The sequence below is a fragment of the Allobosea sp. LC85 genome, assembly GCF_000735605.1.
In the GTDB taxonomy this organism is placed as follows: domain Bacteria; phylum Pseudomonadota; class Alphaproteobacteria; order Rhizobiales; family Beijerinckiaceae; genus Allobosea.
Map to the genome: position 1 here is coordinate 13,169 of NZ_JPKG01000011.1, position 12,140 is coordinate 25,308.

17 protein-coding genes are annotated in these 12,140 nt (G+C 65.0%); 5 read left to right on the forward strand and 12 right to left on the reverse strand.

What is annotated here, in order from left to right:
- Positions 1-39 precede the first annotated feature (39 nt).
- From FG93_RS05385 to FG93_RS05415, 7 genes are all read right to left on the reverse strand, one after another.
- A complete protein-coding gene (locus FG93_RS05385) occupies positions 40-672 on the reverse strand; it encodes a hypothetical protein (protein ID WP_043232735.1) in 633 nt (210 codons plus the stop codon).
- Positions 672-968 (reverse strand): hypothetical protein, encoded by a 297-nt coding sequence (locus tag FG93_RS05390; protein WP_043232737.1) that lies wholly within the window; start codon positions 966-968, stop codon positions 672-674. The genes FG93_RS05385 and FG93_RS05390 overlap by 1 nt, the downstream gene beginning before the upstream one ends.
- A complete protein-coding gene (locus tag FG93_RS05395; protein WP_043232739.1) occupies positions 965-1,591 on the reverse strand; it encodes a hypothetical protein in 627 nt (208 codons plus the stop codon). The genes FG93_RS05390 and FG93_RS05395 overlap by 4 nt, the downstream gene beginning before the upstream one ends.
- The gene (locus FG93_RS05400) at positions 1,591-2,967 is read right to left on the reverse strand and encodes a hypothetical protein (RefSeq protein ID WP_043232741.1); all 1,377 of its coding nucleotides are present in this window, start codon (positions 2,965-2,967) and stop codon (positions 1,591-1,593) included. Before FG93_RS05400 ends, FG93_RS05395 begins: the two co-directional genes overlap by 1 nt.
- A complete protein-coding gene (locus FG93_RS05405; protein WP_043232743.1) occupies positions 2,967-3,347 on the reverse strand; it encodes a hypothetical protein in 381 nt (126 codons plus the stop codon). The genes FG93_RS05400 and FG93_RS05405 overlap by 1 nt, the downstream gene beginning before the upstream one ends.
- Positions 3,348-3,415: 68 nt before the next feature.
- On the reverse strand, positions 3,416-4,675 hold the full coding sequence (locus FG93_RS05410) for a P22 phage major capsid protein family protein (RefSeq protein WP_043232745.1): 1,260 nt from the start codon (positions 4,673-4,675) through the stop codon (positions 3,416-3,418).
- A 12-nt stretch (positions 4,676-4,687) separates the two neighbouring features.
- Positions 4,688-5,563 carry a hypothetical protein gene (locus FG93_RS05415; protein ID WP_043232746.1) on the reverse strand — a complete coding sequence of 292 codons (876 nt, stop codon included), beginning with the start codon at positions 5,561-5,563 and terminating at the stop codon, positions 4,688-4,690.
- Positions 5,564-5,794: 231 nt separating this feature from the next.
- Between FG93_RS05415 and FG93_RS05420 the strand changes: the two genes are divergently transcribed.
- The gene (locus tag FG93_RS05420; protein WP_043232748.1) at positions 5,795-6,043 is read left to right on the forward strand and encodes a hypothetical protein; all 249 of its coding nucleotides are present in this window, start codon (positions 5,795-5,797) and stop codon (positions 6,041-6,043) included.
- A gap of 257 nt (positions 6,044-6,300) precedes the next feature.
- The gene (locus FG93_RS05425; protein ID WP_043232751.1) at positions 6,301-6,693 is read left to right on the forward strand and encodes a VOC family protein; all 393 of its coding nucleotides are present in this window, start codon (positions 6,301-6,303) and stop codon (positions 6,691-6,693) included.
- Here FG93_RS05425 and FG93_RS05430 read toward each other — a convergent pair.
- Positions 6,668-7,165 (reverse strand): GNAT family N-acetyltransferase, encoded by a 498-nt coding sequence (locus FG93_RS05430; RefSeq protein ID WP_052513414.1) that lies wholly within the window; start codon positions 7,163-7,165, stop codon positions 6,668-6,670. The genes FG93_RS05425 and FG93_RS05430 overlap by 26 nt on opposite strands.
- Positions 7,166-7,325: 160 nt before the next feature.
- On the opposite strand from FG93_RS05430, the gene FG93_RS05435 reads away from it, so the two are divergent.
- On the forward strand, positions 7,326-7,886 hold the full coding sequence (locus tag FG93_RS05435) for a group 1 truncated hemoglobin (protein ID WP_043232752.1): 561 nt from the start codon (positions 7,326-7,328) through the stop codon (positions 7,884-7,886).
- Between the two features lie 251 nt (positions 7,887-8,137).
- On the opposite strand, the gene FG93_RS05440 is transcribed toward FG93_RS05435, so the two are convergent.
- Together FG93_RS05440 and FG93_RS05445 are read right to left on the reverse strand one after the other, a co-directional pair.
- Positions 8,138-8,896, reverse strand: a complete 759-nt coding sequence (locus FG93_RS05440; protein WP_043232753.1) for a hypothetical protein — start codon at positions 8,894-8,896, stop codon at positions 8,138-8,140.
- On the reverse strand, positions 8,893-9,390 hold the full coding sequence (locus FG93_RS05445) for a hypothetical protein (RefSeq protein ID WP_152579325.1): 498 nt from the start codon (positions 9,388-9,390) through the stop codon (positions 8,893-8,895). Before FG93_RS05445 ends, FG93_RS05440 begins: the two co-directional genes overlap by 4 nt.
- A gap of 322 nt (positions 9,391-9,712) precedes the next feature.
- On the opposite strand from FG93_RS05445, the gene FG93_RS05450 reads away from it, so the two are divergent.
- A complete protein-coding gene (locus FG93_RS05450; protein ID WP_043232758.1) occupies positions 9,713-10,210 on the forward strand; it encodes a GNAT family N-acetyltransferase in 498 nt (165 codons plus the stop codon).
- A 93-nt stretch (positions 10,211-10,303) separates the two neighbouring features.
- Here the strand turns inward: FG93_RS05450 and FG93_RS05455 are convergent, their stop codons facing one another.
- On the reverse strand, positions 10,304-10,723 hold the full coding sequence (locus FG93_RS05455) for a DUF1236 domain-containing protein (RefSeq protein ID WP_043232864.1): 420 nt from the start codon (positions 10,721-10,723) through the stop codon (positions 10,304-10,306).
- A gap of 291 nt (positions 10,724-11,014) precedes the next feature.
- On the opposite strand from FG93_RS05455, the gene FG93_RS05460 reads away from it, so the two are divergent.
- The gene (locus tag FG93_RS05460; protein WP_043232760.1) at positions 11,015-11,443 is read left to right on the forward strand and encodes a CBS domain-containing protein; all 429 of its coding nucleotides are present in this window, start codon (positions 11,015-11,017) and stop codon (positions 11,441-11,443) included.
- Between the two features lie 152 nt (positions 11,444-11,595).
- On the opposite strand, the gene FG93_RS05465 is transcribed toward FG93_RS05460, so the two are convergent.
- Positions 11,596-12,078, reverse strand: coding sequence for an isoprenylcysteine carboxylmethyltransferase family protein (locus tag FG93_RS05465; protein WP_043232867.1), 483 nt, complete (start codon positions 12,076-12,078; stop codon positions 11,596-11,598).
- Positions 12,079-12,140: the final 62 nt, after the last annotated feature.

Sequence of the window (12,140 nt, forward strand, 5' to 3'; positions counted from 1 at the left end):
ATGATAAATCCCTGGTTTGGCAGGAGATCAGACGAGAGGTCAGACGTAGCCGGTCACATCGACTGGGGCGTAAAGGCCGGTGCTGCTGACCCCGGCAGACCCGATGCCCATCGTCACCTCAACCGGTGCGATCACGTTCCCGGCCGCTCGCAGCGCAAAGGTGTTGTTGAAAAAATTGCCTGACCCGAACACCGAGAAGATCGAAGCGGAGAGGATCAGGGGGGCATAAACGCGTCCCGACGTCCCTGTGAACGACGATGCGCTGCTTTGAGGGTCGCCTGCGAGGATGAGCGGCTTCACGTCGGAGTGGTAGACGATGGTGCCGCCCGCATCGCGGACCCGCACTCCCACCGCTGAGCTCACGGCCGGCGGGTCATCGAAAATGTAGAGATAGGCGGTGTCGCTGGTCGGATTTCCGGCGCTTCGGTAGGAGAACCCCCAACGATACGTCCAGGTGGATCCTGACACCGATACGGCCAGCAGAATCGGCGCGTAGTATTGGCTGTACATGGCAACGACGACGTTCCCGCCTGTGATGGCGATGTCGTGATAGGAAATCTCGGCCGCGCCGCTCAGCGCGATCCCTCTGCGCTCGCGGAAGGCGAGGTTCCGGTAGCTCTCGTCGACCTGCACCGTGCCGGCGCTGTTCCTGAACCGCAGTCCGACCGGCATTACCGCACCCCATAGATCAGGAGGTGGTCGCCGGTCGGCGGGGCCGCGCTATAGGACATCTGGTTGCCGGAGAAGCTGATCGCTGGCGGAACCATCGTGCTTGACATGACAGGCGGGCCTCCGACGTCCGTGCGGAGCGCGATGCAGTAGCCAACCCCGGTCAGGAACCCGTCATTCGTCACCGTCCCCGAGGAGCCGGCAGAGATCGACAGCACGCCGATGATGCGGGACAGCCGCGTCGGGCTATCGACCAGAAGGTTTCCGCCGGCATCGCGCACGCGAAAACCGACCGTCATGTCAGGAACCCGATTTCGACACGCAGGACGCCGCTGCCGTCATAGCAGTAGACGCCGCGGTTGGTGATCTCGACACGTTCGCCGCTCGCTCCGGAGCGGATGATCATCGCGCCGTTCAGCACCCATCTGCCGCCGCCGATATAGCTGAACACGGCCTGCGCGGTGCCGGCATCGGTGAAACAGAACTGGTTGGCGGTAAAGCCGATGGCCGAGCCGCCGCCGCTCAGCGCCATGGCCTGCATCCCGGCATAGGCGTTGCCGGCGGTCAGATACCAGCCATAGGCCGCGGTCGCCCCGCTCGGCGCCGCCTTGGCGGCGAGATAGACCTGGCCGGACGCGGTTGCGGCATTCGCCTTGGCCTCGACCGTGGTCATCGCGCTCGCGAGCGCGGTATCGGCGGTCGCCCTGGCCGCCGCCTCGGTCTCGACCGCGGCCGAGACGCTGCCGACCGCCTCGGTGACGAGGTTCAGCCGCGTATTCGTGCTTGCGACATTCGATTGCATCCAGGCGGTCTGGGCGATCTCCTGCTGCATCTGCTCGATCGTCGGGTGCCCGTTCTGTTCGACGCGCGGCACGCTATCGGGCAGCGGCGCCGGAATGGTCAGGGGGTCGAAATCAGCCATCAGCTCACCCTCACATCGAGGCGCTCGGCGCTCGCGCCGCTGAACGAGAAATCCGCGTCGCCGCTCCAGCGGAAGCGGACGATCAGGCCGTGCTGGGTCGAAAGCCCGGTATTGGAGACACTGAGCGGCCAGCGATCGGCTCGGGCGAGCGAACGCTGTAGCTCCGCCGACCAGGTCTTGCCGCCGTCATGGCTCCAGGAGACATGGATCGTGAGATCGGCCTGCGTAAAATCCGCGGTGAGACTCGCCGCCACCCGCGCCGGAAAGGCTTTGAGCGGCCCGGACTGGATGAAGCCGCCGAGATCGGCGCCATTTTCCCTCAGCCCATCGGACAGCGCCAGGAGATCGCCGCTCAACCTGTCGCCAAAGACCCAGCGCTCGCCGGAATAGATCGAGCGCGAGGCCCGCCAGCGGGTTTCAGCCGTGCTTTGCCGTTCGTTCCAGGCATTGGCCGCGACATCGAGCACCCAGGTGCCGGCGTCGCTGGAAACCGCGAAAAAGGGCCGGCCGTCATCGACGAAGACCAACGCCTCGATGCTCGCAACGCTCGAGGCCGCGATGAAGCGGTCGACATCGGCGGTCGAGACCGTCTCGGCGCGAAAGCCGCTCAGCGCCTTCACCGTCTTGTCGGAGGCAACGAAATAGAGCGGGTGGTTCCAGGCCTCCTCATGGCCGGCGATCGCCATGGTGGTGAGCAGGCCGACAGGTGGCACGGTCGGTGCGCGCTGCAGCGGGAACGGGGACGTTCCGACATTCTGATAGGGCTCGATCGTGCTGCCGCCGAGCGCATAGGCGAGGCTGCCGGAAACCACGACGCGGCGCAGGCCATCGGCCCGCGCCTCGGCCGAGGTGAAGGAGAGCGCATTCACCGCCGTGCTGTTCAACTCGCTCGCGAACAACCTGCCATCTGGAATCGAGAACAGGAAATAACCCCCGAGGAAATCGACGGAATTCACCGTCGCCGGCAGGTCCGCATCGGGATAGGGACTGACCGTGGTCGCGCCGAGGATGAAGGCCCCGCCGCTCTCGCGCACCGCGACGACATCCGGCACCGAGACGCCGGCCACGACCTTGTTGTTGCGGGCGAGCGTGACGCCGTCGCTGCCCGGAATCGCACCCGTGAGCGTCGCGACCACCGCCCCGGAGACGGTCGTGACCGCGCCCTCCCAGACGATATAGATGACGCCGTTCACATCGAGCATGCCGCGAATGCCGGATTTTCCGGTCGCGACCTGTCGCGCCAGGCCGGGCACGCGGCGGACATAGGAGCGCCCGCCCTCGGTCACGGAATAGCAGTTCATGTAGCGGCCCTCGCCCTCGCCGGCGCGCGCACCGGGCGATGAGGATTTTGGGAATGGCAGGGGTTGCGGCGCCATCAAAACTCCCCCGTCAGCGAGCGCGGCCGCCGTCGGCGCAGGCCCGGATCGACGGTCAAGAGCGCGCCCGTGCCCGTGCCGATGCGCTGGACCAGCCGCAGCTCGTCCTCCGCCGCCTGGCGCGCCGCAAAATCGCGCGGGCGGCCGAATTTCGGGCCGCAGACCTGGGCGAGATAGGTAACGAGCGGATCGAAGGCCTCGTCCGCGATCGCCTCGGCATCGGCGAGATAGATCACGTTCTTGCGGGCGAGCAGGGCGAGCGCCGGCTCGATCCGCTGCTCGACCCAGGCCGCATCATCGGCATTCGGGGTCTGCCCGGAGGCGAGCGAGAACAGCTCGCCCAGCACCTCGCGGACGAGATCGGCTTTGGTCTGGCTCATGATGCGCCCTCAAAAGGAAAAGGGCGGCTCGTGCGAGCCGCCCCTGTCGTTGTCGTTGCGGGATATCGTCAGGCGGTGCCGTTCAGGCGCACGGCGAGGCCCGGCCGCACCGGGGTCACGCCATAGAGCACGTCGAAGCGCCAGGTGCTGATATCGTCGGTGATGCCGTAGCCGGAGACGACGCGCACCGAGATGCCGTCCTCGTTGATCCGCGCCTTGAAGGCCGCGCCCTCCGGCATCTCCATCGGGACGACCGCCAGGTGGAAGGCGTCCTTGTGGAAGATCATCGGCTGGCGATAACCGGTGCCGCCAGTGCCGAGCACGGTGATCGGCGCGTTGTCGGCCGGCACGGCACTCACCGTCTTGTAGGGGCCCGACGTGATGATCGGCGGCGAGATCGTCAGCGCCGCCGGGCCGGTCGAGGCGCCGGAATCCGCATCGGCCCTGACCACGAACTGGCGCAGGAAGGGCAGCACGTCGCCATCGACCGGATTGACCGCATAGACGCCGGCAATGGTGAAGACGTCGCCCGCCTTGAGGATGCCGGTGGTGGCGCTCGTCCAGCCATCGGTGTTCAGGGTCTGGGTATAGCTCATCTTCGCCGCCGCATAGGTCACCGCCTGGCCGGCGCCCTGGACCAGGGGCGTGCCGGTCGCGACACCGACGACATGCGTCTTGACGTTCTGCGACATGTAGACGTCAGAACCGTCCAGCATCGGCAGCTTGGCCTTCTGCAGGGCGTTTCGCGCCACAGCCGTGTCATAGTAGTTGTTGAAGGCGCCCTTCAGCCCGGCATCATCGGCGGGGCTGAGCAGGCCGTAGCGGGCATCCATCGGCACGGCGAGCTCGTTCAGGCGCTCGGTGCCCTTGAGATAATCCGGATAGGCGTCGATCGTCAGGCCGGGCGTGCCGACATAGTTCGGGACATGGCGATAGAGCCCGGCCAAATCGGAATCGATCCGGTTGGCGAAGGCATGCATCAGCGGCTTGATCTTCTCCTCGCCGATGCGCCTGGCGCCCTTCGGACCCGAGAGGAAGAGCGTCAGCTCCTTCGAGGTGAAGGACAGGCCCTTGTTCAGCTGGGTGTCAACGACGACATCCATCGTCGCTTCCTCGACTTCTGCGACCGAGAGCGTCGCGCCTTCGCCCGGGATGAAATTCTCCGGACGCTTGACGCGCACCTTGTCGCCCTTCTTCCAGCCGTCGACATCGGAGGCGAACTCGCCCTCATGCACGCGGGAGACGAGATTGCCGAGCACCAGCGCATTCTTGAGCTGGTACTGCGCTTCCCGGACGATGATGTCCTGGACCTTCAGATCATTGGCCATTGCGGCTTTTCCTTATGAATTGCGCCAGCGCTCGTAGTCGCTCATCGACGTGCCGAGGCTGCGTTGCGGGGATGCGCTGCCCCGGACCGCCGAGAGCGGGGGGCCAGCGCGCGTGGCATTGTTCCTGGGGAGCAGAACCCGCCCCTCGATGCGGCCGATCTCGCGCGCCGCCTCGAGCGGAGACATCGCGTTGATGCGGGCGCAGAGTTTTGGGTTCTGGGCGAGGTTATAGGCGACCAGCGGGGCCTTTTCGCCGGCATCCAGGATGAGACGCTTGACCAGGTCGGTGGTCATGAATGTCGGCGAGGTCACCACCGCCTTGAAGTCGGGGATGGATTTCGCGACCTCCTCGCACTGCTCGACATAGTCGTCGAGCATCTCGGAGACGCGCGCCTGTTCCGCCTGCTGATGTTGCTCGACACTCTCCAGCACCTGCCGCGAGACCTGCCGCCTGTCGGCCTCATAGGCGGTCATGGCGCGCTCATAGGCGAACCAGTCCCCGCCATAATCGGCCTCGCGCGGCGGCTCTCCGACCTTTCGGGCAACCGCAGCCTCGAACCCGGCCTGATCCTGCACGGCTGCAGCAGCCGACCCGGATTTCAGCACGGCCAGCTCGGCCTGCAAGCGCTCGTTCTGCCGTCTCAGGCGCTCGGACCGCGATTTTTTGCGCGGCCGATTGTCTTCGCCGTTCTCCTGGCCGTTCTCGGCATCGTTCTCCTGGCCCTTCTGGCCCTCGTCGTCATCGCCCTCGCCTGCCGCGCCGTCCGGCAGGGCCGTCTCGGTCGATTGCGTCTCGGGCACCGCCCCTGGAAGGGCAGCCTTGTCCCAGGTTTCCGACAGCGCGCCGTCGGCGGCCTCCGGGGCAGCCTGGTTGAAATCCTCGCTCATGCTCTGCTCATGAAAAAAGCCGCCCGGTCAGGGGCGGCGCGGTCATCGCGGCGGCCTCCGCATCATGCGAAGGCCTGCCCGAAGCGGTGCGAACGGCGGGGGTTTGCCCGCGGTTCAGGAATGGAAAAACCCGCCGGCCAGACGAGGCGAGGCGGAGCCGCCTCATGCACTCGGTCGTTGCGGCAAGACCCTCAAAGTGTTCAGCTGATCGCTCACGAGGGAGACGGAGCGATGCACGAAGATGACGCTGACGTCCTGGCAGACCTGAGCAGCAGCCAGATCCTGATTGTCACAACCCTGATCGACCTGTTGATCGACAAGGGGCTTGTTCAACGCGATGAGGTCGTGGCCCGCTACGACCAGCTCCTGACGACTTCCAAGGGCAACGCGGCCAGCATCTCGGTGCTTCAGCCCATCGTCAGCGTCCTGAGCTATCTTGCCCATGACGACACGCGCGGAAACGCAAAACCGTCGCATTGAGCAACGGCGCGAACCGCGGCAATACGGGTCTCCCGGTTTCGACTTAATCAGGCCGACCCTCGCGGGGAGGCTTGAAGACCCGCCGTCACGGCGATGATCTCGATTGGGTCAGCCGGTCAGCAGCAGTCAGGCCCAGCGGGTCACTGGAGTCACATCCGCATCCTGCGAACGCCTGCCCGAAGCGGTGGAACCATCTGCTCACGATGGTGTCTCGCTCCCTGCTCGGATAGCCTTGATCGAGCAGATTGGAGTCCGCGATGAGCCTGGGTGGGATCGGGAATCTCGACTATACCGTCGTCCTGTGCAGCAGGATGGCGGACACGCGCGCCTTTTATCGCGACATCATGGGCTTCCAGATCGAGCACGATCAGGAGAACTGGGTCAGCTTTCGTGTTGGGGCGAGCTTGCTCTCGCTTCGCCCTCGCGGACCCTGGCCCGTCTGCGATGATGGTCCCCTGCCTCCCGGGTCAGCGGCAGTCCAACTGGCTTTTCGCGTGTCGCTTGAGGCCGTCGATCGGTGCCACGAGGAGCTGCTCGCCAAGGGGATAACAATCCTGAGAGAGCCAACCGACTTAGCCAGATGGCGTCATCGCACGCTGTTCTTCCGAGACCCGGAGGACAACATCATCGAGATCTACGCCGAGTTTTAGCCCCTCCCCGAACCTGCGGCTCCGTCAGGCTCCGCTCCATGACAATGGTGCGCTCCTCGCCATGATAGCTGTCGCGAACGGCGGTGAAGCCGAGCCTGGCATAAAACCGCTCCGCCGTGACGGAGGACGGAACGGCCAGAACCGCGACGCCCCTGTCGCGCGCCGTCTGTTCGATCTCTGCCATGAGGCGCTTGCCGATACCCCGGCCTTGAACATCGGGGCGCACGAACACGGTCCGCACGGCCCGACCATCCAGGCTTGCCGTGCCGACGAGCTGGTCTGCCTGCATCGCAACGAACATCGTTCGCTTGGCCATCAGCTCCGAGACCGCAGCAGGGCTGAAGCTTCGTTCCACCTGTGCAATGACGTCGAGGGAATAATCCCTGGCATTGGTCTCGCGAAGCGCAGCGAGGATCACCGCACTGATCGCGTCGGCGTCGTCCGCCCGCGCAGAACGAATATGGATGGTCATCGTTAGCCTCGCTGGACTCGGGTAGGGCAGAACTACCAGCCGATCCGGCTGCCGCCAACGAGGCAGCAGGCCCGCGCGCGGCTCGGCACGGAACGTGAGCCTTCTGAACATGTGGCCTCGCTGAACGTTTCCAGCCTGCGCACATCAACGGGAGGCGACGATGGCACAGGCTGTTTCGACTTTGATCGCCAGACGGAGCGTCATCGCAGGGCTGGCGCTTGCCGCCCCGGTCACGGGGTTGGCCTTCGCGGAGACGGCCTCCGCGCAGACGCAGCAAAAGGCATCCGAGAAAACGCTCTATGAGCGGCTGGGTGGCGTCTTCGCCATTGCGGCGGTCGTGGATCATTTCAGCGACGCCGTCGTCAAGAACCCCGTTGTCGGCCAGAAATCAAAGAACCCGGAACTGCGGGAATGGCACACGAAGAACCTGGACAGGCTGGCCGGTCTCAAATTCATGCGGACGCTCTGGGTCTGCAAGGTCTCGGGCGGGCCCTTCGAGTACACGGCCACCCGGCCGGGCAAGACGCCGATCGGGCTCGAGGAGGCGCATCGGAACCTGCGGATCTCTCCGGCCGAATTCGACGCGGTTGCAGAAGAGCTCGGACGGAGCCTGGATTTCGCCAAGGTCCCGAAACGCGAGAAGGCCGAAGTCCTGGCCGCCTTCGCGGCCCATAAGGACGAGGTCACCGCGGGCTCTATGGCGGCCAAGAAGAAGAGCTGAACCCTCCCGGTTTCCTGGGCCCAGCGATTCCGTCAGGCGCCTTGTCCCAACCATGAAGCGGGCAAGGCGCCGACATCAGAGAAGAGCCAGAGTCCTGGCGGGCAGTCAGCTCACGCCCGATCTTGGTTCCGCTCCATGACAATGGTGCGCTCCTCGCCATGATAGCTGTCGCGAACCGCCTTGAAGCCGAGCCTGGCATAAAACCGCTCCGCCGTGACGGAGGACGGAACGGCCAGAACCGCGACGCAAAACTAGGCAGCCCGCGCCAGATGTCGCCACTGCTGCTCCGAGACGGCCTCTAAAGGCACAAGGCTAGCCACATCCGTAATGAGCTTCAAACGTGGCGTCTTTTCTTTATCTAGCAGCACTCCGACGCCTCGTGGCGCATTCGCCCGATCGCGAATGTCACTGAACTTCGCGAACGCGCTGGTGACCGACCCTGAATGGGGGGAGATTATGTCAACTGCGAGCGTGCGCTGCGGAGTTTGAACAACAACGTCAAAGTCCCATTGCTCCCTTGCGCCGTGTAGTTTCGCCTTAGATCCCGTTAGAACCTGCGTATGATGGAAGCTTGCGATGATGCTACGCAATACAAGGTCGCGATTGGCGTCGACGTGCGTCTCCACCATCCGGTGCATGACACCTTCGATTGTGGACTTCGAAGCGTTAGCGACAGATGCAACAGCACTTGTGAGCGCATCAATCTCTGCCTCGCGCTCAAGAGCGAAGAAGATGTCGCCGTCGCATTGGACACCATAATGCGCCGCAGCTCGGCGAGCTTGTGCGCTAAACAAGTTGTCACCGCCTAAAAGCGCAGCTTCCCGTTTGGCGAACCCGCCATCGGAGACAAGAGTTCCATTGCGATGCGGGCTGATGTGAACAGGTACGAAAGTGTGGCCGTACGCCAGCACCGGTGTTGCGATGACAGCAGACTCACCGCGCGGAGACGCCTTGGCCAAGCTCGCGGCTACCAAGTTCGCAATCTCATGCAGGTTGGTGGTTTGTGTCATCTAAGCAGATCGCCCTGAAATGGTGGCGGCGGGATATCGTCAAGCCCTTCGATGTTGAACTCCGCAGATACTAGCCGCATTCGTTGACGAAATGATGGAGGGTCGTCAACTATAGGAATAGCCGCAGGCGGGCACCCGGTGGTCGCCCGGAAGGCGTCAGCGCCGAGCCGTTCATTGAGACCGAATTGGTGACAGTGCGAGCCCCTCACCAAGGCTGGCACCCCGCTGCAGCCCTGGCTAATTGCTCGACGGTTACTATGGGTTTCCTCCTCGCCAAAATCGAAGCGTCCAAGGTGCCAATTGGACTGATCGCAGAACCGCAGTACCGCCGCTCCCTGCCTACCGCCGAGCGCATCAAATTCAAGCATCAGCGATAATCCGCCGATCGAGACTCCGCTGTCGTCAGCCAAAGCCAAATGCAGCTTCAGCGTCGCAAAAAGCTCGAGAGTGGCTCGGACGTCGGTCCAATCCTCGGTCAGCGGCCAAGCGAACAAGTGCTTTCGGCTCCGATAGAGTTCGCCCAGCCTGACCAGCAAAATTTGCCCCTGACGCTACGCGATGAAAATGCGCAACGTGACGGGACGCGTCAATTCCCCATTGTGTGAGGGCCATCACTTTGGCGCCGCCCCTCACGTTTAGGCACGATCGCCCTGGAACGTCTCGCCTGACTTAACGTTAGAGCGCACTTGTAGGGACAACCGCGACTTCCGCTAAGGGGCGCGAGATGCCAAGCTCACGCTCCTTCGCCGCCCTTCCCTTCGACCTCGGCTCCAGCTCTAGTCTGCGCCGGACACGCGGGCGTTGCTGGGGGCAGACATGAGTATCGAACTGCGCGATGCCTCACTGAGCGATCTTGCCGGCTGTCACCGCTGCCTTGATGACGTCGCCCGCGAGGGGCGCTGGCTCTCGCGGCTCGGCGCGCCTCCGCTCGAGCGCTACACCGCCTTTGTCGCCGGCCTGCGCGAGGCCAATGCGCCCCAGGTCGTGGCGGTCGATCGCGAGGTGGTCGGCTGGTGCGACATTGCCCCGGATGCCTCGCCCGTCCGTGCCCATGTCGGCAGCCTCGGCATGGGCCTCATCGCAAGCCATCGCGGCCAGGGCCTCGGCCAGCGCCTGCTTACGCTGGCGCTCGAGCGGGCGCGCCAGCGCGGGCTCGAGCGCATCGAGCTCTCGGTTCTCCACGACAACGCGCCGGCGCGCGCCCTCTACGAGCGGCTTGGCTTCCAGATCGAAGGCCGGCGCCGGCGCGACTGGAAGCGCGACGGCCTCTACCGCGACAGCATCCTGATGGCGCTCGATCTCGGTGCTGGCTGATAGAGCCCATCCGAAGACGAAGCCCGCCAGCCCGGTGAAGGCTGACGGGGCCAAGCCTGATAGGGGGCCGTCGCTCGGCCCCGCTTTGGCGGCTCATTCGATGACCTGAATCACCCGGCGCGTCCTCGGTTCGACCAGAACGGGCTGATCGTTCACGACCGTGTAGCGATAGCCCTTCCTCACACCGTATTCGGCCGGCACCGTGCGATAGGTCACGCCGCGCTGCGGCAGCACCGTGCCAACCCGAAGCTCCTGGCGATAGCTGTAGGAGGGAACGCGCTGCTCGACGACGTATTCCTTGAACCGGGGTGTGTTGTCGCCAACGATGCCGCCGACAACGGCGCCGCCTACGCCTCCAGCGACCGCACCGACGGGGCCACCGACAACCGCACCGGCAGCCGCACCGGCAGCCGCGCCGCCAGTCGCACCACCGCGCGCGCCCTGCGGATTCTGGGCGATGCCCATGGCCGGAACCAAGGTGATCGCCGCAGCAAGAATGATTGTCTTCAACATCATGGTTCTCCTCATGGCGAGACCCCATGCAGCGAACCGACGAATCCGGGATTGGTTCCCCCACGCGCGGCGGGTCAGCAACCCATGCCCGATATTCGCAAGCGCGATCGGGAACACTCGCCCGCGTTCTTCGTTGGCTGGAGAGCGGCGCCGGATCAGGACAGCGCATGAGCGGATCGTCTTCGCAACCCGTCCTGTCCTCGTTCCCGCCGCGCCCGCCCTGAAATCAGGATCAGCCGAACGGCCTGCCCGAGGCCTGAAGGCGTCCCGAAAGAACGGAGGCTCAGGACCATGATTGTATCGGATGTGATGACCAGGGGCGCCCAGATCGCCCGGCCAGACGAGACCTTGCAGCAGGTCGCCCGACGCATGGCAGCCGAGGATATCGGTTTCATGCCTGTCGGTGACAACGACCATCTTGTCGGCATGATCACCGACCGCGACATCGTCATCCGCGCCGTCGCCGAGGGGCGCGGCCATGACACGCTCGTGCGCGAGGTCATGACAAGCGACGTGAAATACTGCTTCGACGACGAGAGCATGGACGAGGTCGCGCAGAACATGGGCGAGCTCCAGGTGCGGCGCCTGCCGGTGGTCAATCGCGACAAGCGCCTCGTCGGCGTCGTCTCGCTCGCCGATGGCGCGCTGAAGGACGACCCGGAAGCGATCGGCATCGCGCTGTCGGCGGTGGTCGTGCCCGGACACGCCCATGCGGCGTGACGCAAGGCTGCCGGAAGCGAAACGAGCAAGGGCCCCTGAGTGAGGGCCCTGCTCAGAGCCCTGCCCCACCAGCGCCCCCACGGTGGTGAGCGGCCACAGCCATTGTCCATCTGACCGCGCTCGCGCGGGTTCCAGCCGCTGACCCACGCTCGCTACAGCCAGCGCCCGACGCGGGCCCTGTAGGCGCGATAGACCTCACCGAATTTGCGATCGAGATAGGCCTCCTCGCGGGCGACCACGCCGTAGCGGATGACGACATAGAACGGCAGCAGCAGGACGAGGAGCCACAGGCTGTTGACGGCGACGGCAAGGCCGATGAGGCCGAAGAACATGCCGAGATAGATCGGATTGCGCGTGAAGCGGTACGGCCCCTGGTCGACGATCGCCGTCGTCGGCTGGGTGGTCGGGATCTGCGTGCCGGCGCGGCGAAAACTCGTCGCCGCCCAGACCAGCAGGGCGAGGCCCGCGAGGAACAGGATGCCGCCGAGCGCGCCCGCCGGCATCTCCAGCGCCAGGAACCGCAGCGGATAAAGCCAGTCTAGCGCGAGCCCAACGAGCACCGCGAGCGCCCAGGCGATCGGCGGCCGGATCACGGCGCCCGACGTGTCGCGCTCATTCCCGTTTGCGTCGCTCATGCCGCCACCCGTCCGAAGCGCGTCCAGGACGCCACCGCGTTCGAATTCTAACACCAGACAGT

Coding starts and splice junctions, on each gene's coding strand:
- FG93_RS05385 (WP_043232735.1), bottom strand. CDS start 672: ATGCCGGTCGGACTGCGGTTCAGGAACAGCGCCGGCACGGTGCAGGTC.
- FG93_RS05390 (WP_043232737.1), bottom strand. CDS start 968: ATGACGGTCGGTTTTCGCGTGCGCGATGCCGGCGGAAACCTTCTGGTC.
- FG93_RS05395 (WP_043232739.1), bottom strand. CDS start 1,591: ATGGCTGATTTCGACCCCCTGACCATTCCGGCGCCGCTGCCCGATAGC.
- FG93_RS05400 (WP_043232741.1), bottom strand. CDS start 2,967: ATGGCGCCGCAACCCCTGCCATTCCCAAAATCCTCATCGCCCGGTGCG.
- FG93_RS05405 (WP_043232743.1), bottom strand. CDS start 3,347: ATGAGCCAGACCAAAGCCGATCTCGTCCGCGAGGTGCTGGGCGAGCTG.
- FG93_RS05410 (WP_043232745.1), bottom strand. CDS start 4,675: ATGGCCAATGATCTGAAGGTCCAGGACATCATCGTCCGGGAAGCGCAG.
- FG93_RS05415 (WP_043232746.1), bottom strand. CDS start 5,563: ATGAGCGAGGATTTCAACCAGGCTGCCCCGGAGGCCGCCGACGGCGCG.
- FG93_RS05420 (WP_043232748.1), top strand. CDS start 5,795: ATGCACGAAGATGACGCTGACGTCCTGGCAGACCTGAGCAGCAGCCAG.
- FG93_RS05425 (WP_043232751.1), top strand. CDS start 6,301: ATGAGCCTGGGTGGGATCGGGAATCTCGACTATACCGTCGTCCTGTGC.
- FG93_RS05430 (WP_052513414.1), bottom strand. CDS start 7,165: ATGACCATCCATATTCGTTCTGCGCGGGCGGACGACGCCGACGCGATC.
- FG93_RS05435 (WP_043232752.1), top strand. CDS start 7,326: ATGGCACAGGCTGTTTCGACTTTGATCGCCAGACGGAGCGTCATCGCA.
- FG93_RS05440 (WP_043232753.1), bottom strand. CDS start 8,896: ATGACACAAACCACCAACCTGCATGAGATTGCGAACTTGGTAGCCGCG.
- FG93_RS05450 (WP_043232758.1), top strand. CDS start 9,713: ATGAGTATCGAACTGCGCGATGCCTCACTGAGCGATCTTGCCGGCTGT.
- FG93_RS05455 (WP_043232864.1), bottom strand. CDS start 10,723: ATGTTGAAGACAATCATTCTTGCTGCGGCGATCACCTTGGTTCCGGCC.
- FG93_RS05460 (WP_043232760.1), top strand. CDS start 11,015: ATGATTGTATCGGATGTGATGACCAGGGGCGCCCAGATCGCCCGGCCA.
- FG93_RS05465 (WP_043232867.1), bottom strand. CDS start 12,078: ATGAGCGACGCAAACGGGAATGAGCGCGACACGTCGGGCGCCGTGATC.